Origin of the sequence: Pseudomonas sp. SLBN-26 (assembly GCF_006715895.1) — a bacterium.
Lineage (GTDB): Bacteria > Pseudomonadota > Gammaproteobacteria > Pseudomonadales > Pseudomonadaceae > Metapseudomonas > Metapseudomonas otitidis.
In genome coordinates this window covers 3,559,421-3,575,144 of the sequence record NZ_VFOB01000001.1, presented here as the reverse complement: position 1 = coordinate 3,575,144, position 15,724 = coordinate 3,559,421, and the positions used below count along the sequence as shown (strand labels likewise).

Sequence of the window (15,724 nt, the reverse complement as noted above, 5' to 3'; positions counted from 1 at the left end):
CCCCGCCCGCGATGCCATCCGGTGACTATCGATCCACCGCTGTAGCCCGGGCTTCAGCCCGGGAACTGTGGTTATCCCGAAGGACGAGGCTCAGCGATACCAGCGCGGGGTGTAGACCCATTCGTGGCCGTCGGGGCGGGGGATGCGGCGGGTGAGGGAGGAGCCGATGATCACCAGGGTGCGCATGTCCACCTGGTCGGGGGTGAGGTCGCCGAGGGTCGTCACGGTGAGCTTCTCCGCCGGGCGGCCGATGTCGCGGCCGAGCACTACCAGAGTCTCGGGCGTGCGGTGCTGGCGGACGATCTCCAGGGCGCGGGCCAGTTGCCAGGGGCGGGCCTTGGAGATGGGGTTGTAGAAGGCCATGGCGAAGTCGGCGGCGCCGGCGTGGTCGAGGCGCCGTTCGATCACGTCCCAGGGCTTGAGGTTGTCCGAGAGCGAGATCAGGCAGAAGTCGTGGCCGAGCGGCGCACCGGCCTTGGCTGCGGTGGCCAGGGCGGCGGAGACGCCCGGCTGGATCTGCAGGTCCACCTGTTGCCAGGCCGGGTCGCGGGATTCGTCGAGGGCTTCCAGCACGGCGGCGGCCATGGCGAACACGCCCGGATCACCGGACGACACCACCACCACCCGGCGCCCGCTGGCGGCCAGCTCGAAGGCGTGGCGGGCGCGTTGCAGCTCTTCGCGGTTGTCGGTGCAGTGGGCCACCTGGTCGGCGCGCAGCGGGCCGGCCATGCGGATGTAGGTTTCGTAGCCCAGCAGGTCCTGGGCTTCGTCGAGGGCCTGGCGGGTGGCGGGGGTCATGAAGGCCGGGTCTCCGGGGCCGAGGCCGATCACCGTCAGCCGGCCCCGGGCCTGGCCGATGCGGGTCGGGTCCAGGGGCGCGTCGGCGCGGTACAGCTGCAGCGCGCCGAGACGGGCGACCGGCGCGGGCAGGTCGGCGTCATCACGGGCGAAGCGCAGCGGCACGCCCAGTTCGGCGGCCGTGGCGGCCAGCCCGGCGTCGCTCATGCGCGCCGGGTCGGCCACCAGGCAGGCCAGGGCCTGGGGGGCCAGGCCGGCCGTGGCGAGGGCCTGGCGGATGGACTCGGCCGAGGCCTCGCCCTCCACGCGCAGCACCAGCACGCGGGGGTGGATCAGCAGTTCGTCGCGGGCGGCGGGGCGTTGTTCGGGGGTGATGTGCAGGGTCAGCTTGGCGGCGCTGTCGCGGGGCAGGGCGACGGCTTCCAGCCAGGGCGCCTCGCCGGCCACGTGCAGCGTCTGGCCGCCGAGCAGGTCGGCGACGAAGCGCTTGCCCTGTTCCAGGTCGGCCAGGGCGTAGCCCTCCGGCGGGTCCAGCAGGCAGGTGCCGAAGCGCAGTTCGCCACTGGTGGTGATGGCCGGGGCCACGTCCAGCCAGGCGGCGATCTCGCGGGCCAGGCTGTTGACCCCGCCCAGGCCGCCGAGCAGCGGCACCACGGCGCTGCCGTCTTCGGCCAGGACCAGCACCGGCGGTTCGGCGCCCTTGTGGGCGAGCAGCGGTGCGAGGGTGCGGATGACGATGCCGGCGGCGCACAGGGCGATGATCGGGGTGTCGTTGCGGTACAGCTCGCGCAGGGTCTCGCCGAACTCGCTGTAGCGCTCGTCGGCACCGTCGACGCGGCCGGCGAGGCCGAGCACCCGGGCCTGTGGATAAAGCGTCTGGAGTCGACGGGCGACGGCCAGGCCGCCGTTGCCGAGGAGGACGATGGCGGGGGCGTTCATCAGCCCCTCCATTTCTGGCCGGGGACCAGGATCATCGAGAAGTACGGCGAGGCCATCGGGTCCACCTCGTCCAGGGCCACGATGCGCTGGTTGGCCATGGTGGCGCGTTCGACGTAATGGGCGCGGTCGGCCAGGCCCAGCTCGCCCAGCACGCGGCGCACCTTGTCGAAGTTGCGCCCGAGTTTCATCACCACAGCGGCTTCGGCGGTGGCCAGGCGGGCCTTGAGTTCAGCCTCGGGGAGCACCCCGGAGAGCACCGAGAGGCTCTGGTTGCGGTACACCAGCGGCAGGCCGAGCACGGCGGCGCTGCCGAGCATGGAGCAGACGCCGGGCACCACCTCCACCTCGTAGCGGTCGGCCAGGCGGTCGTGCAGGTACATGTAGGAGCCGTAGAAGAACGGGTCGCCTTCGCAGATCACCGCCACGTCGCGGCCGGCGTCGAGGTGTTCGGCCACCTGCTGGGCGGCGGTGTCGTAGAAGTCGCTGATCACCGTTTCATAGGACAGCGGCGGCTCCAGCTTCTCGGTGGTCACCGGGTACACCAGCGGCATGCGCACCTGGGCGTCCGCCAGGTGCTGCTCGATGATGCCGAAGGCGTTGCCGCCCTCGCCGCGATTGGCCTTGGCCTTGGCGACGAAGTAGCCCACCACCTGGGCCGATTGCAGCAGGCGCAGGGCCTTGAGCGTGATCAGTTCCGGATCGCCCGGGCCCACGCCGAGGCCGATCAGCCGTCCCTTGCCGCTCATCACTCCACCTCCGTGGCCAGGGCGTTGACGGCGGCGGCGGCCATGGCGCTGCCGCCGCGACGGCCGCGCACCACCACGTAGGGCACGCCGCGGCTGTCGGCGGCGAGCATGTCCTTGGACTCGGCCGCGCCGACGAAGCCCACCGGGAAGCCGAGGATCAGCGCCGGTTTCGGGGCGCCGGCGTCGAGCATCTCCAGCAGGTAGAACAGCGCGGTGGGGGCGTTGCCGATCACCACCACGCTGCCTTCCAGGTGCGCGCGCCAGTGCTCCAGGGCCACTGCCGAGCGGGTGTTACCCAGTTCGCGGGCCAGCTCCGGCACGCCGGGGTCGTTGAGGGTGCAGATGACCGGGTTGTTGGCTGGCAGGCGGGCGCGGGTGATGCCTTCGGCCACCATGCGCGCATCGCAGAGGATCGGCGCGCCAGCGGCCAGGGCGGCGCGGCCGGCGGCACCTGCTCCGGGGGAGAAGGCCAGGTCCTGCACCACGTCGACCATGCCGCAGGCGTGGATGACGCGCACGGCGAGCTTCTCCAGGTCCGGCGGGATGGCGCTGAGGTCCGCCTCGGCGCGGATGATGGAGAAGGAATGGCGATAGATCTCCTGACCATCGCGGATGTAATCGATCATTCGGTGGAGCTCCAGCTGTCAGGAGTGGCGGCCAGTCGGGCGCTGGCCTGTTCGAGGTCGAGGTCGCTCGCCAGCAGCAGGCCGAAGCCGCTGCGGGCGCGCTGGTAGAGGTCGTAGCGGCCCGGTTCGCGGGCCAGCAGGGTAAAGGGCGCGACGTGGGCGGCGGCGCAGGAGCGCGGGCAGCCGGTCAGGTGCAGCTGCACCCGGGGCGGCAGGTGCGGCGCCAGGGCCAGGGCGTCGGCCTTGGTGTCGGCCAGGCTGCGTGGGCAGCCGCTGGAGCCGGTGCAGGCGATGAGCCGGGCCAGGGGCGCGTCGGGGTTGGTGACCAGACCCAGGGCGGCGAGGGCGGCGAGGGTGCCGTCGAGGTCGCGGGGGGCCGGCAGCAGCACCGATTGCCAGGGGGTGAGGCGCAGGTGGCCGCCGCTCTGCTGGTCCGCCAGGTCGGCCAGGGCCATGAGTTGTTCGGCATCGAGCCGGCCGAGGGGGGCGGCGGCGCCGGCATGGCGGCCAGCCACGGCGCCCAGGTGGCCGAGGGCGCCGGCGGTGTCGCGGCGCCAGTCCGGCACGGCATGCAGGGGCGCGCCGAGGCGGGCTTCCAGCTCCGCCAGCAGGGCGGCGGGGCCGAGGTCGGCCAGCAGGTGGCGCATGCGCGTCTGCTCGGGGCGGGCGCGGTCGAGGAACAGCTGCAGCAGCGCCTCCACCAGGGCCGGCACCTGGGCGGCGGGCACGGCGCCCAGGGCGGGGGCGTCGTACGCCTGTTGCGGCGGGCACCCGGCCAGGCCGAAGGCGAAGAGGGCGTCGGCCTGCTGCCCGAGGGCGCAGAGCCAGAGGTCGTGGGGGTGCTCCAGCATGGCCAGGGCTTCGCCGCCGTCCAGCAGCAGGGCGAACTTGGGCGACAGGGCGTGGAAGCGCGGGGTGTCCTGCAGCAGGGCCAGCAGGCGATCGGCCAGGGCGGCGGTCGTCTCGTGGTCAGGCGCCAGGCCCAGCAGCGGGCTGACCATCAGGTTGCGCACGTCGTCGGCACCTGGCGAGGGGGCGCCCAGGTCGGCGGCCAGCAGTGCGTCGATCAGCGCCGCTTCGGCACCGATCCTTACCCCGCGGATCTGCAGGTTGGCGCGGTTGGTGGCCTCGATCACGCCGCTGGCGTACTGCCGGGCGGCAGCGGCCACGGCGCGGGCCTGGCGGGCCTGCAGGCGGCCGCAGGGCAGCTTGATGCGGCAGATGCCGCCATCGCCGGATTGCACGATGCGCAGCAGCCCCGGGCAGGCCGAGGGGCGGACGGTGGCGGCAGCGGATTCGGCCTGTTTCAACGGGTCACCCTGGTTGGCGTCGCGGCGACCGGAATATCCCTAGCCCAGGGACACGTTTGCATCGATACACCCCGCCCGATGCGCTCACACGCGACTGGTTTCACCGGCAGGTCTCCTGGCTGGCAGGTCGTCATCCTCCGCGGCCTTCCCGAGCGCTGCTCAGTGGCCAGGGTGCGTGGACTCGCTGCTTACAGTTGCGGGGGCAGCCACGGTGCGACCGTGTTCCCTCAGTGTCCGGATGGGCACTGGCCAGCGCCTTGTAGGGGCCGGCAACCAATGAAGGACGCTATTATGCCCGCTTTGCGCGACATGAGGAAAAGGCTGCCTGTCGGAACGGCAAGCAGCTGACACCTCGCTAGAGACGGGAGTTTCCATGCAGCCCTGGCTGACGGTTGTGGGTATCGGTGAGGACGGCTATGCGGGCCTCGGCAAGGCGGCGCGCCATGCGCTGCTGGGGGCCACTGAAGTGGTGGGGGCGCCGCGTCAGTTGGCGCTGCTGCCGCGCTGCATCCGTGCCGTGCGCACGCCCTGGCCGAGCCCCTTCTCCTTGGAGCCGGTGCTGGCGCGGCGGGGCACGGCCCTGTGCGTGCTGGCCAGTGGCGATCCGATGCTGTTCGGCGTGGGCGCCAGCCTGGCGCGGCAGGTGCCGGCCGAGGAGATGCAGGTGCTGCCGGCGCCTTCGTCCGCTGCCCTGGCGGCGGCACGGCTGGGCTGGCCGCTGCAGGAGGTGACGCTGCTGTCCACCGTGGCGCGGCCCCTGGCGGTGCTCAACGGCCACCTGCACCCCGGCGCGCGGCTGCTGGTGCTGAGCAACGATGGCCACACCCCAGCGGCCCTGGCGGCCCTGCTGGCCGAGGGAGGCTTCGGCGCCAGTCGCCTCACCGTGCTGGAGCACCTGGGCGGCCCCCTGGAGCGCCGGCTCGACGGCCTGGCCAACGCCTGGAGCGACGTGGCGGTGGCCGACCTCAACCTGGTGGCGGTGGAGGTGGCGGCCGACCCCGGCACCCGCGCGCTGCCGGTCACCTGCGGCCTGCCCGACGACGCCTATCGCCACGACGGCCAGCTCACCAAGCGTGATGTCCGTGCCGTCACCTTGGCCCGCCTGGCGCCGCGCCCCGGCGAGCTGCTGTGGGATGTGGGCGCCGGCTGCGGTTCCATCGGCATCGAGTGGATGCGCGCCCATCCGGCGTGCCGCGCCCTGGCCATCGAGGCCAACGCCGGGCGCCAGGCGCACATCCAGCACAACCGCGACGCCCTCGGCGTGCCCGGCCTGCAACTGGTGGCCGGCGAAGCCCCGGCCGCGCTGGAGGGCCTGCCGGTGCCGGATGCCATCTTCATCGGCGGCGGCGTCACCGACCCCGGCGTGCTGGCGCAGTGCTGGGCGCGGCTCAAGCCGGGCGGTCGCCTGGTGGCCAACGCCGTGACCCTGCAGAGCGAGGCGACCCTGGTGGCCTTCCGCGCCGAGCACGGCGGCAGCCTGACCCGCATTGCCGTCGCCCAGGCCCAGCCGCTGGGGGACTTCGACACCTGGCGCTCGGCCCTGCCCATCACCCTGCTGGAAGCATTCAAGCCATGAGCCGCCTCCTGCTGCTGGGCGGCGTGACCGAGGCCCTGGCCCTGGCCCGTCGCCTCGGCCCCGCCCATGTCTACAGCCTCGCCGGCCTCGGCAAGGTGCCCCAGGACCTGGCCTGCCAGGTGCGCGTGGGCGGCTTCGGCGGGGCGGACGGGCTGGCGCAGTACCTACGCGAGGAAGGCATCGACCTGCTGCTGGACGCCACTCACCCCTATGCCGCGCAGATCAGCCACAACGCCGCCCGCGCCGCCGAACTGGCCGGGGTGCCCTGCTGGGCGCTGCGCCGCGCCGGCTGGCAGGCCGGCCCCGGTGACGATTGGCGCGAGGTGGACGACTGGGCCGGCCTGATGGCCGCGCTGGCGCCGTTCCGCCGGCCCTTCTTCACCCTCGGCCGCGAGCCGCTGGAGCACCTGCACAGCGTGCCCGAGCACCAGCACTGGACGGTGCGCTGCCTGCAGGGGCAGGCCCCCGGCGAGCGCTTCGAGGTGATCGGCTCGCGCGGGCCGTTCCACCTGGACGAGGAGCGTGCGCTGTTCGAGCGCCTCGGCACCGACGTACTGATCAGCAAGAACAGCGGCAGCCAATCCACCGAGCCCAAGCTGCAGGTGGCCCGCGAGCGTGGCCTGCCGGTGCTCATCCTCAAGCGCCCGGCATTGCCGCCGGTGACCCGCGAATTCGACTCGGTCGAGGCCCTCTGGCAGGCCCTCGGCCCCTACCTGGACACACCATGACCGCCACCGTTTACGCCCGCGTGCTGTTCGCCGGGCCCGACCTCGCCGAGGGCGCCTTCGCTGAGCTGTTCCGCCGCCAACTGGTCGCCCTGCGGGGCGAGGCTGCATTGGCCGATGTGATCGATACCGGCACCGGCCTCGACGCCCTGCGCGAGGCCGTACAGGCCAGCCCGCGCCCGCTGCTGGTGATCGACCTCGATCCGCAGAGCACGCCGCCGCACCTGGACTGGCTGCGCAGCGAACTCGGCCAGTACCCGGCGCCGGAGCAGCTGTTCATCGCCAGCCTGCTGGGCCAGTACGACAGCGACCCGGCCGGCGCCGCCTGCGCCCTGGTGGCGCGTACCGAACTGCACCTGGCCTGCGCCGAGGTGCCGGCGTTGCCGGAGAGCCACGCCTGGTCCTGCATTCCGCCCCATGCCCGGCGCCTGCTGCTGTGCAACGGCCCGCGCTGCACCCGCCGGGGCGCGCTGCCGCTGTGGAAAAAGCTGCGGGAGACCCTCAAGGTCGCCGGCAAGCTGGAATGCGCAGGCGGCGTGCACATCACCCGTACCCAGTGCCAATACCCCTGCGACCTCGGCCCCACCGCCAGCCTCTACCCGGAAGGCGAGTGGTACCGCCTGGAGAGCGAAGAGCAGGTGCTGCGCTGGGTGCAGGCGCGCATCGTCGAAGAGCGGGCGGTGCCGGAATTGTTGATGAAGGGGTGAGCGTTGCTCTTCGCTAAACGGACAGATGCCGGGCCGGGATGCCCAGCCTGCATGGAGCTGTGATGAGCCGGTCGGCTTTTGCCTGGGGTCTTGCCTTGTCCACTGTCGTCCTCGTTCAGGCTCAGGCTGATCCTGATCCGGATTGCCCGCCGCAGCGTGAAGAGACCGCCGCGTTGAATGCCTTGCTGAAACAGTCGCCCGAGGCGCTGGCGCTGGAAGCAGCCCGTGCGGGGCGTATCGAATTCATGCTCGTCCTCGGTTACACGGGGACGCTTCCGGGGCTGTCCCCGGCGACACTTGAGTGCCTGGGGCCGTTTCCCACCCGAGTCGTGCCGGGCACCTCGGACGTGGTTTGTACCGAGGAAATGGCTGAACTCCAGCAGCCGGCCCGGGATTTCGCCAAACGCTACAACCAACGCTTGCTGGCGCTCACCGCGCCGGCTTGCGAGAGATACAACTCTGCTGACCGCTGAACGGGTCAGCGCACGAACCAGCGCGCCGTCAGCGGGGCCGAGAGCATCAGCACCCCGAGGATCACGAAGGCCGTCACCAGCCCCAGCCCCTGGGCGACGAAGCCCACCAGTGCCGGCCCGGCGAGCACGCCGGCGTAGCCCACGGTGGTCACCGCCGCCACGGCGAGATTGGCCGGCATGGTGCCCTGGCGACCGGCAGCGCTGAACAGCACCGGCACGATATTGGCCGCGCCCAGCCCCACCAGCAGGAAGCCCGCCAGCGCCAGGACGGTGTGCGGCGCCAGCAGCATCAGCGCGAAGCCGGCCGTGGCCAGCAGGCCGCCGCCCACCAGCACGCGGTATTCCCCCAGCCGGGCGATCACCCGGTCCCCGGTGAGCCGGCCGCTGAGCATCGCCAACGAGAACAGCGCGTAGCCGATCCCGGCCTTGGCCGGGTCGAACTGGCGCGTCTCCACCAGCAGGATGGCGCCCCAGTCCAGCAGCGCGCCTTCGGCCAGGAACATGGCGAAGGTCAGCGCCCCCAGCAGCAGGACCAGCCCGCGTGGCACCACGAACAGCGGCCCGCTGCCGCCCGAGCGGGTGCGCAACAGGCGCGGGGCGGCGAGGGCGAGGCCGGCGATCACCACCAGCAGGGCGACGAGGATCGCCGGCAGCGGTGCCAGGCCGGCCGCCAGCAGGCCGGTCATGCCCAGGGAACCGACGAAGCCACCGAGGCTGAACAGGCCGTGGAAGCCCGACATCAGCGGCACCGGTGCATCGTTCGCCACCTCCACGGCGTGGATGTTCATCGCCACGTCCATGGCGCCCAGGGAGGCGCCGAACAGCGCCAGCGCGAGGGCCAGCAGCAGGCTGGAATCCGCGCCGGCCAACAGCGGCATGGCGCAGCACAGCCCCACCCCGCCCACCAGGATCACCGGGCGCGCCCCGATCCGCCCCGCCAGCACACCGGCCACCGGCATCGACAGCATCGAGCCGGCCCCCAGGCACAGCAGCAACAGCCCCAGCACCGCCTCGCCGATGTCCAGGCGCGCCTTCGCATAGGGCACCAGCGGCGCCCAACAGGCCATACCGAAACCGGAGACGAAGAACGCCAGGCGCGTGGCCAGTCGGGTGACAGGGCTGTCGGCACAGTGCACGGCGTGGGTCATGGGCGCTTCCGAAGGGGAAAAAGGGGTGGACCCTAACACGGGCGCGCGCGCCTTGTGGCTCCACCAGGCGGTTGATGGACGAGGTGGTGTGGTCGTGAGGGGGCCTCGCGTTGGGTGCATGGTGCTCTTCCATCCACCCATTCCAGGCGCGCGACCTTGGGGATAACGCCGGTCCCGGGATGAGTCCTGTGCAACGAAAGGTGGATCGATGAAGCGCGATCCACCCTACGGGGCGTGAGGGTGCGTAGGGTGGATGGCGCTCTTTCCATCCACCAATTTCGGGCACGTGGCCTTGGGTGTAACCCCGGTCCCGGGAGGAGGTCCGTGCAACGAAAGGTGGATCGGTGGAGCGCCATCCACCCTACGGGGCTGGGGGCTCGCGTAGGGTGGATGGCGTTCTTTCCATCCACCAGTTCCAGGCACGCAGCCTTGGGGATAGCCCCGGTCCCGGGCTACGAGCTGGTGGGCTGAAGCCCACCCTACGGGCGGTGTCTCAATCCGTGTACCCCTGACGGTTCAATCCGCCAGCGCCTGGTACTCGGCTTCGAGGAGGGTGGCGAGCTGGCGGGCGCGGCCGAGGCGGATGGGGCCGGACTCGATGTCCACCAGCAGGGTGGTGCAGCCCAGGGGCTGCAGGGCTGGCAGGTCCTTGAGGCGGCCATCGGTGAGGATCAGCACGCGCTGCTCTTCGCCGGGCCGTTGCCGCTGGCGCGTGGACAGCCAGCGCGCGGCCTGGGCCAGGGCGTCGGGCAGGGGCGTGCCGCCGCCGGCTCCGAGGCCCTGCAGCCAGGGTTGCAGGCGGGCGTCGGCCTTGCGGCCCTGCCAATGCCACTGGGCCTGGCGACCGCTGGCGGCGAGCACGGCGAGGCGTGCGCGTGCCTTGTAGGCGTCATCGAAGAGCTGGGCCAGCAGCCCCTTGGCACGGGACAGGGCGCCGTGGCGGCGGGTGGAGGCGGAGGCGTCGACGATCACCAGCCAGAGCTGTTCCGCTGCGCGGCTGCGGGGTGTACGGACGAGGTCTTCGGCCCGGCGCGGGCGGCCACGCAGCAGGGTCGGCAGCCAGGCGATGGCGCCCCCTTGGCCGGGACTGCGGGCGCCGCTGCGGCCTTGGCCGAGGCGCCCTGGCCGGGGCTTGGCACCCGTCCCCTTGGCGTGGCGCGGGCGGGTGCTCAGGGCTTTTTTGGCCAGGCGGGCAGGGCCCTGCGTTCCCCGGTGGGCATGGGTTGGGCGGGCAGTTCGCCCCATTGGCCTTCGCCGCTGGCGTCCTGCTGGGGGCGAGGTGTCTGGGCAGGCGCTTCGCGGGGTGGCTGTGCGGCCGGCGGCGGTGCGTGGCGGCGACGGTGGGCGAGGGCGAAGTGCTCCACGGCGTCGATGTCCTCGGGGGCGATGGCGGTCGCGCCGCGCCAGGCGGCGTGGGCGCGGGCGGCGCGCAGCCAGACCAGGTCGGCGCGCAGGCCGTCGACGCCGGCGTCGAAGCAGCGCTGGGCGATGGCGTCCAGGGCGTGGTCGTCCAGCGGGATGGCGGCGAGGCGTTCGCGGGCGTGCTGGCAGCGGCGGGCCAGGGCCTGCTGGTCAGCATTCCAGCGGGCGATGAAGGCGGCGGGGTCGGCGTCGAAGGCCAGGCGACGGCGGATGATCTCGGCGCGTTCGGCCGGAGCCGGGGCGTGGTCGAGGCTGACCTTGAGGCCGAAGCGGTCCAGCAGTTGCGGGCGCAGTTCGCCTTCTTCGGGGTTCATGGTGCCGATCAGCACGAAGCGCGCCGGGTGGGCGTGGGACAGGCCGTCCCGCTCGACACGGTTGGTGCCGCTGGCGGCGACGTCCAGCAGCAGGTCCACCAGGTGGTCCGGCAGCAGGTTCACTTCGTCCACGTAGAGCACGCCCTCGTGGGCGCGGGCCAGCAGGCCGGGGGAGAAGCGCGCGCGGCCTTCGCCGAGGGCGGCGTCCAGGTCCAGGGTGCCGACGATGCGGTCCTCGCTGGCGCCCAGGGGCAGGGTGACGAAGATGCCGCGCGGCAGCAGGTCGGCGATGCCCCGGGCCAGGGTGGACTTGGCCATGCCGCGCGGGCCTTCGATCAGCACGCCGCCGATGGCGGGGTCGATGGCGGCGAGGTAGAGCGCGAGCTTCAACGCGTCGGCGCCGACCACGGCGCTGAGGGGATAGTGGCCAGGTTCGGACATGGTGGGTTCCTGCTCAGACATGCCGCGCATGGTAGCGAAAGGCCGATGCAGCCGATAGAAATCCGTGATTGAACGGCGCCTCGGGATGCAGTAGGTTAGCCAGCATTCGCTTTGGAGATCGTCATGTCGCACCGTCCGTCCACTTCGCTCATCGCTGCTCCGGCCCTGGCCGTGGCGGGTGTGCGTGTGGCCGCTGCGACCGGCTATTTCTACGGGTATTGGTTTAGCTACGGGCTGACCTGATACCCATCAGGCGGCCCACTCCAGCAGGGTCGCCGCCAAAGCTCCACGAAACCCCCGGTCGGCAACCCGACCGGGGGTTTTTGTTTTCCGACGGTCCACAAGACCACCACGACGTTACCGAGGATCGCACCATGATCAGCTACCGCACCTATCGCTATTACCGCACCGACTGGCGATTTAGCCGCTCCACCCGCACCCCCACACCGACAAGTCGAACACCCAGTTAGTGCGCCGCGCGCGGACCTGCCGCGCCGGCCGAGGAACCCAGCCATGAATTCGTCCGTTTCCGCCCTGTCCACCGCCGCCCAGTCCTTGCACGTCGTTGCCCTGGATGCTCCGGCATCATCGTCCTCCCGCACCACCCGCCCCCTGCCCACCCCCGCCGAGCTGCGCCGCCGCTTGCCGCTGTCCGTCGAGCTGGCCCGCCAGATCCAGGCCCAGCGCGAAGCCGTGCGCGCCGTGCTGGATGGCGAGGACCCGCGCCTGCTGGTGGTGGTCGGCCCCTGCTCGATCCACGACCCGGAGGCCGCCCTGGACTACGCCCGCCGCCTGGCGGCCCTGGCCCCGCTGGTGAGCGACCAGTTGCTGCTGGTGATGCGCGCCTACGTCGAGAAGCCGCGCACCACCGTCGGCTGGAAGGGCCTGGTGTACGACCCGCACCTGGACGGCAGCGGCGACATGGCCGAGGGCCTGACCCTGAGCCGCCGGCTGATGCTGGAAATCGCCGGGCTCGGCCTGCCGGTGGCCACCGAGCTGCTGCAGCCGCTGGTGGCCGGCTACCTGGACGACGCCCTGAGCTGGGCGGCCATCGGCGCGCGCACCAGCGAGTCGCAGATCCACCGCGAGATGGTCAGCGGCCTGGACCTGCCGGTGGGCTTCAAGAACGGCACCGACGGCAGCCTCGGCATCGCCACCGATGCCATGCGCTCGGCGGCCCACGCCCACCAGCACTTCGGCCTCGATGCCCAGGGCCGCCCGGCGCTGGTGGAAACCGCCGGCAACCCGGACACCCACCTGGTGCTGCGCGGTGGCCACAAAGGCCCGAACCATGATGCCGCCAGCGTGCAGGCGGCCCGCGAAGGGCTGGAGAAACTGGGGATCGCGCCGCGCATCCTGGTCGACTGCAGCCACGCCAACAGTGGCAAGGACCCGCTGCGCCAGCCGGCGGTGCTGACGGACGTGATCGACCAGCGCCTGGCCGGCCAGAGTGCCCTGCGCGGGGTGATGATCGAGAGTCACCTGTTCGACGGTGCCCAGTCGCTGTCGTGCGAGCTGCGCTACGGCGTGTCCATCACCGATGGCTGCCTGGGCTGGGAGGGGACGCAGCGGATGCTGCTGGAGGCGGCCGCGCGCCTGCGCGGTTGAAACGAGCCGGGCGCACCGCGAGGGTGCGCCCGTGACGCGGAGGTGCGGGGGTCAGACCTTGCGCACGAACTCCGACTTGAGCTTCATGGCGCCGATGCCGTCGATCTTGCAATCGATGTCGTGGTCGCCGTCCACCAGGCGGATGCCCTTCACCTTGGTGCCCACTTTCACCACCAGGGACGAACCCTTGACCTTCAGGTCCTTGATCACGGTGATGGTGTCGCCGTCCTGCAGCACGTTGCCGACCGAATCCTTGATCACGCGGCCTTCTTCAGCGGCGGCTTCGCCAGCCTCGGCGGACCACTCGTGGGCGCATTCGGGGCAGATCAGCAGCGCGCCGTCTTCGTAGGTGTATTCGGAATTGCACTTGGGGCAGGGTGGCAGGTTGCTCACGGGGTACTCGCTGTGTGGCACGAAAAAGGCCGCATAGTGTATAGGGTTTTAGCCTCGGATTGGCGGTGGCTGTGCGGGCCGGGCTTTGTATCGGTTTGCTGACACTCTTTACCAACTGGGCATAAGCCGTGGCATCGCGGTTGATAAGGTTTTCGCAGGGAGCATGACTGCTCTTGCGTACAGGGATGTGGCCACCTCAATCACAGAGCACTTCTAAAAACGTAGGCGAGGCCGTCAGCGCAAGGCAAAAACAGGCGAAAAAACGCAGTTTACGTGGCGTAAATGAGCATTTTGAGGCTGTTTTTAACGCCGCGATGACAACGCAGGTAGTTTTTAGAGGTGTCTCACCGGGCCGTGAGGCTCCGCACTACCAGGACCACCCGATGCTGCAACGCTTCCTCTGGAAACTCCTGCCCAAGGCGCAACGGCGCTTCCTGCTGGACCGCCTCTCGGTGGTGGACCGCCAGGCCGTGAACAAGGCGATGTCGGCCAACCTCGCGTTTCCCGAGCCGTTCCAGCAGCGCGCCTGCCTGTTCATCCACGTGCCCAAGTGCGCCGGCAGCAGTGTCTGCCTCAGCCTGTTCGAGGGCTGGTACCCCGGCCACCTGCCGCTGTACTGGTACGAGCGGCAGTTCCCGGCGCAGTACGCCGAAAGCTTCAAGTTCACCTTCGTGCGCGATCCGCTGGAGCGGGCCTATTCGGCCTATGCCTTCCTGCGGGGCAACCCGCTGTCGACCCGTGATGCCGAGGCCCAGCGCCTGGTGCGGAGCTTTCGCGACTTCGACGAGTTCGTCGCCCGCTGGCTGCACCCGGACAATCTCCACCGCCAGCTACACTTTGCGCCGCAGACCGATTTCCTGGTCGATTCGCTCGGGCAACTGGCCGTGGATTTCATTGGCCGCCAGGAAAACATGGCGCATGATTTCCACCGTCTCTGCCAGCGGCTCGGGGTCCAGGCCGACCTGCCCCGCGCCAACGTCTCATGCGAGCGCCAGGCGGCGCCGGTGAGGCAGTTCTGTACCGCTCGAACCCGCCGCCTGGTGCGACGGGCCTATCAACGCGACTACGAGATGCTTGGCTATGCCCAGTCCTGACTCCTCCGCCGTGCCGGCGTGGATCCGCCCCTACAACCTGGCCCTGTCCAAGTCCGCGCGCGCTGCGATCAAGCACCAGCGCCCCTGCTGCATCTGGCTGACCGGCCTTTCCGGTGCCGGCAAGTCGACCCTGGCCAACGCCCTGGAGATGGAGCTGAACGCCCGTGGCCTGCACACCTTCGTGCTGGACGGCGACAACGTGCGCAACGGGCTCTGCCGTGACCTGGGCATGGACGATGCCTCGCGCCGCGAGAACATCCGCCGCATCGCCGAGGTGGCCCGGCTGATGGTGGATGCCGGGCTGGTGGTGATCGTCTCCGCCATCTCGCCGTTCCGCGCCGACCGCGAGGCGGCGCGGGCGCTGTTCCAGCTGGGCGAGTTCCACTGCGTGTACGTCAGCACTTCCTTCGAGGCCTGCGCCCGGCGCGACCCGAAGGGCCTGTACAAGGCCGCGCAGGAAGGACGCATCCGCAACTTCACCGGGCTCGACAGCCCCTACGAGCCGCCGCTGGACGCCGAATGCGTGATCGACACCGAGGAGGTGGAGGTGCCGCAGGCGCTGGAGCTACTGGTGGACCTGGCGCTGGGGCGTTAGGCGCTCGGTCGCTCCTGGCGGGGCCGTTCGGCCTCGCCCGCCATCTCGCTCCATGGGGCGTCGTTCCGTCTCGCCCCGCCTGTGCTTCCAGCTACCCAACCGCTCAATACACCTGCACCGGTTCGGCCAGGTTCAGCACGCCGCTGTCGTTGAAGCGCACGGTGCCCCAGAACCCGCCGCCGAGCTTGCCGCGCACGCTGTAGGGAATGCCCGCGCGGGTGTTGCGGCTGCTGGTGGCGCCCCAGGCCTGGCGCAGGGCGGAGAACGCCGAGATGGTCACCGGCACGCTCACCACGGTTTCGCTGAAGCGGGGGATTTCCCCGGCCTGGTCGGAGACGCCGCTGGCCAGCGGCTGGTCGTTGATGTCCAGGTCCAGGGCGATGCCGTTGTAGCGGATGGGCGTGTCGTTGGGGTTCTGCACCCGCAGCTTCACCACGAAGCGCATCTCCAGCCCCTGGCCGGGGACCGGCTCCATGCCCACCAGGTCGATGCGCACCGGGTCCCGTGGGGCCAGGTTGGCGCAGCCCGAGAGCGCCAGCAGGAGCAGGGTGCAGAGCAACGCGTGGAGGGGGTGGCGAATCGTGTGCATCGGGGCGGTCCATCGACAACGGGAGCTGTGTGTACAGACCGGTCGTGGCGCCGATCATTCCCCGCCGGCCGCAAAGCGCAGCGCGGCGCAACGCTGCGACCCGCCGGGATGCCGCGGCCCAGGCGCGGCGGCGGCGGGCTGACCGCCGGTCGGAAAATCCCCCTGAACTCCTGCCTCCGCTGCGCCGTCCATTGCCTTGCCAAGGAACTAGAGCGAGCCG

The 15,724-nt window shown here is 71.1% G+C and carries 16 protein-coding genes and 1 riboswitch; of the genes, 7 read left to right on the top strand and 9 right to left on the bottom strand.

Going from position 1 to position 15,724, the window contains the following annotated elements:
- Positions 1 to 90: 90 nt before the first annotated feature.
- From cobJ to cobG, 4 genes are read right to left on the bottom strand one after another with little or no spacing between them, the layout of a single operon-like run.
- The gene (gene cobJ, locus FBY21_RS16500; RefSeq protein ID WP_142012398.1) at positions 91 to 1,737 is read right to left on the bottom strand and encodes a precorrin-3B C(17)-methyltransferase; all 1,647 of its coding nucleotides are present in this window, start codon (positions 1,735 to 1,737) and stop codon (positions 91 to 93) included.
- Positions 1,737 to 2,483 carry a precorrin-2 C(20)-methyltransferase gene (locus tag FBY21_RS16495; protein ID WP_074972764.1) on the bottom strand — a complete coding sequence of 249 codons (747 nt, stop codon included), beginning with the start codon at positions 2,481 to 2,483 and terminating at the stop codon, positions 1,737 to 1,739. The genes cobJ and FBY21_RS16495 overlap by 1 nt, the downstream gene beginning before the upstream one ends.
- A complete protein-coding gene (locus FBY21_RS16490; protein WP_044411259.1) occupies positions 2,483 to 3,109 on the bottom strand; it encodes a precorrin-8X methylmutase in 627 nt (208 codons plus the stop codon). Before FBY21_RS16490 ends, FBY21_RS16495 begins: the two co-directional genes overlap by 1 nt.
- Positions 3,106 to 4,419, bottom strand: coding sequence for a precorrin-3B synthase (gene cobG, locus FBY21_RS16485; RefSeq protein ID WP_142012395.1), 1,314 nt, complete (start codon positions 4,417 to 4,419; stop codon positions 3,106 to 3,108). Before cobG ends, FBY21_RS16490 begins: the two co-directional genes overlap by 4 nt.
- An 87-nt stretch (positions 4,420 to 4,506) precedes the next feature.
- Positions 4,507 to 4,712, bottom strand: a riboswitch (cobalamin riboswitch).
- A gap of 80 nt (positions 4,713 to 4,792) precedes the next feature.
- Here cobG and cbiE point away from each other — a divergent pair.
- From cbiE to FBY21_RS16465, 4 genes are all read left to right on the top strand, one after another.
- A complete protein-coding gene (gene cbiE / locus FBY21_RS16480; RefSeq protein ID WP_142012392.1) occupies positions 4,793 to 5,995 on the top strand; it encodes a precorrin-6y C5,15-methyltransferase (decarboxylating) subunit CbiE in 1,203 nt (400 codons plus the stop codon).
- Entirely contained in the window at positions 5,992 to 6,723 is a 732-nt protein-coding gene (locus tag FBY21_RS16475) for a cobalt-precorrin-6A reductase (protein ID WP_142012388.1), read from the top strand. Before cbiE ends, FBY21_RS16475 begins: the two co-directional genes overlap by 4 nt.
- The gene (locus FBY21_RS16470) at positions 6,720 to 7,427 is read left to right on the top strand and encodes a (2Fe-2S) ferredoxin domain-containing protein (RefSeq protein ID WP_142012386.1); all 708 of its coding nucleotides are present in this window, start codon (positions 6,720 to 6,722) and stop codon (positions 7,425 to 7,427) included. The genes FBY21_RS16475 and FBY21_RS16470 overlap by 4 nt, the downstream gene beginning before the upstream one ends.
- A gap of 62 nt (positions 7,428 to 7,489) precedes the next feature.
- Positions 7,490 to 7,900 (top strand): hypothetical protein, encoded by a 411-nt coding sequence (locus FBY21_RS16465; RefSeq protein WP_142012384.1) that lies wholly within the window; start codon positions 7,490 to 7,492, stop codon positions 7,898 to 7,900.
- A 5-nt stretch (positions 7,901 to 7,905) separates the two neighbouring features.
- Here FBY21_RS16465 and FBY21_RS16460 read toward each other — a convergent pair whose 3' ends face one another.
- From FBY21_RS16460 to FBY21_RS16450, 3 genes are all read right to left on the bottom strand, one after another.
- A complete protein-coding gene (locus tag FBY21_RS16460) occupies positions 7,906 to 9,048 on the bottom strand; it encodes an MFS transporter (protein WP_142012382.1) in 1,143 nt (380 codons plus the stop codon).
- Positions 9,049 to 9,564: 516 nt separating this feature from the next.
- Positions 9,565 to 10,293, bottom strand: coding sequence for a vWA domain-containing protein (locus FBY21_RS16455; RefSeq protein ID WP_142012380.1), 729 nt, complete (start codon positions 10,291 to 10,293; stop codon positions 9,565 to 9,567).
- Positions 10,218 to 11,225, bottom strand: coding sequence for an ATP-binding protein (locus tag FBY21_RS16450; protein WP_142012378.1), 1,008 nt, complete (start codon positions 11,223 to 11,225; stop codon positions 10,218 to 10,220). Before FBY21_RS16450 ends, FBY21_RS16455 begins: the two co-directional genes overlap by 76 nt.
- A 513-nt stretch (positions 11,226 to 11,738) precedes the next feature.
- On the opposite strand from FBY21_RS16450, the gene FBY21_RS16445 reads away from it, so the two are divergent.
- Complete coding sequence (locus tag FBY21_RS16445; protein ID WP_142012376.1) at positions 11,739 to 12,833, top strand: 3-deoxy-7-phosphoheptulonate synthase; 1,095 nt, start codon at positions 11,739 to 11,741, stop codon at positions 12,831 to 12,833.
- Between the two features lie 51 nt (positions 12,834 to 12,884).
- On the opposite strand, the gene FBY21_RS16440 is transcribed toward FBY21_RS16445, so the two are convergent.
- The gene (locus FBY21_RS16440) at positions 12,885 to 13,226 is read right to left on the bottom strand and encodes a zinc ribbon domain-containing protein YjdM (RefSeq protein WP_044402578.1); all 342 of its coding nucleotides are present in this window, start codon (positions 13,224 to 13,226) and stop codon (positions 12,885 to 12,887) included.
- Positions 13,227 to 13,609: 383 nt separating this feature from the next.
- On the opposite strand from FBY21_RS16440, the gene FBY21_RS16435 reads away from it, so the two are divergent.
- Positions 13,610 to 14,320, top strand: coding sequence for a sulfotransferase family 2 domain-containing protein (locus FBY21_RS16435; protein ID WP_142012374.1), 711 nt, complete (start codon positions 13,610 to 13,612; stop codon positions 14,318 to 14,320).
- The gene (gene cysC / locus FBY21_RS16430; RefSeq protein ID WP_044402573.1) at positions 14,307 to 14,915 is read left to right on the top strand and encodes an adenylyl-sulfate kinase; all 609 of its coding nucleotides are present in this window, start codon (positions 14,307 to 14,309) and stop codon (positions 14,913 to 14,915) included. Before FBY21_RS16435 ends, cysC begins: the two co-directional genes overlap by 14 nt.
- 103 nt (positions 14,916 to 15,018) lie before the next feature.
- On the opposite strand, the gene FBY21_RS16425 is transcribed toward cysC, so the two are convergent.
- The gene (locus FBY21_RS16425) at positions 15,019 to 15,495 is read right to left on the bottom strand and encodes an LEA type 2 family protein (RefSeq protein WP_373467116.1); all 477 of its coding nucleotides are present in this window, start codon (positions 15,493 to 15,495) and stop codon (positions 15,019 to 15,021) included.
- Between the last annotated feature and the right edge of the window lie 229 nt (positions 15,496 to 15,724).

Excerpts from the sequence above, each read along its gene's own strand:
- FBY21_RS16455 (WP_142012380.1), bottom strand. The coding sequence starts at position 10,293 with ATGGGGCGAACTGCCCGCCCAACCCATGCCCACCGGGGAACGCAGGGC.
- cobJ (WP_142012398.1), bottom strand. The coding sequence starts at position 1,737 with ATGAACGCCCCCGCCATCGTCCTCCTCGGCAACGGCGGCCTGGCCGTC.
- FBY21_RS16470 (WP_142012386.1), top strand. The coding sequence starts at position 6,720 with ATGACCGCCACCGTTTACGCCCGCGTGCTGTTCGCCGGGCCCGACCTC.
- FBY21_RS16445 (WP_142012376.1), top strand. The coding sequence starts at position 11,739 with ATGAATTCGTCCGTTTCCGCCCTGTCCACCGCCGCCCAGTCCTTGCAC.
- FBY21_RS16465 (WP_142012384.1), top strand. The coding sequence starts at position 7,490 with ATGAGCCGGTCGGCTTTTGCCTGGGGTCTTGCCTTGTCCACTGTCGTC.
- FBY21_RS16490 (WP_044411259.1), bottom strand. The coding sequence starts at position 3,109 with ATGATCGATTACATCCGCGATGGTCAGGAGATCTATCGCCATTCCTTC.
- FBY21_RS16460 (WP_142012382.1), bottom strand. The coding sequence starts at position 9,048 with ATGACCCACGCCGTGCACTGTGCCGACAGCCCTGTCACCCGACTGGCC.
- FBY21_RS16475 (WP_142012388.1), top strand. The coding sequence starts at position 5,992 with ATGAGCCGCCTCCTGCTGCTGGGCGGCGTGACCGAGGCCCTGGCCCTG.
- cysC (WP_044402573.1), top strand. The coding sequence starts at position 14,307 with ATGCCCAGTCCTGACTCCTCCGCCGTGCCGGCGTGGATCCGCCCCTAC.
- FBY21_RS16495 (WP_074972764.1), bottom strand. The coding sequence starts at position 2,483 with ATGAGCGGCAAGGGACGGCTGATCGGCCTCGGCGTGGGCCCGGGCGAT.
- cbiE (WP_142012392.1), top strand. The coding sequence starts at position 4,793 with ATGCAGCCCTGGCTGACGGTTGTGGGTATCGGTGAGGACGGCTATGCG.
- FBY21_RS16435 (WP_142012374.1), top strand. The coding sequence starts at position 13,610 with ATGCTGCAACGCTTCCTCTGGAAACTCCTGCCCAAGGCGCAACGGCGC.
- FBY21_RS16450 (WP_142012378.1), bottom strand. The coding sequence starts at position 11,225 with ATGTCCGAACCTGGCCACTATCCCCTCAGCGCCGTGGTCGGCGCCGAC.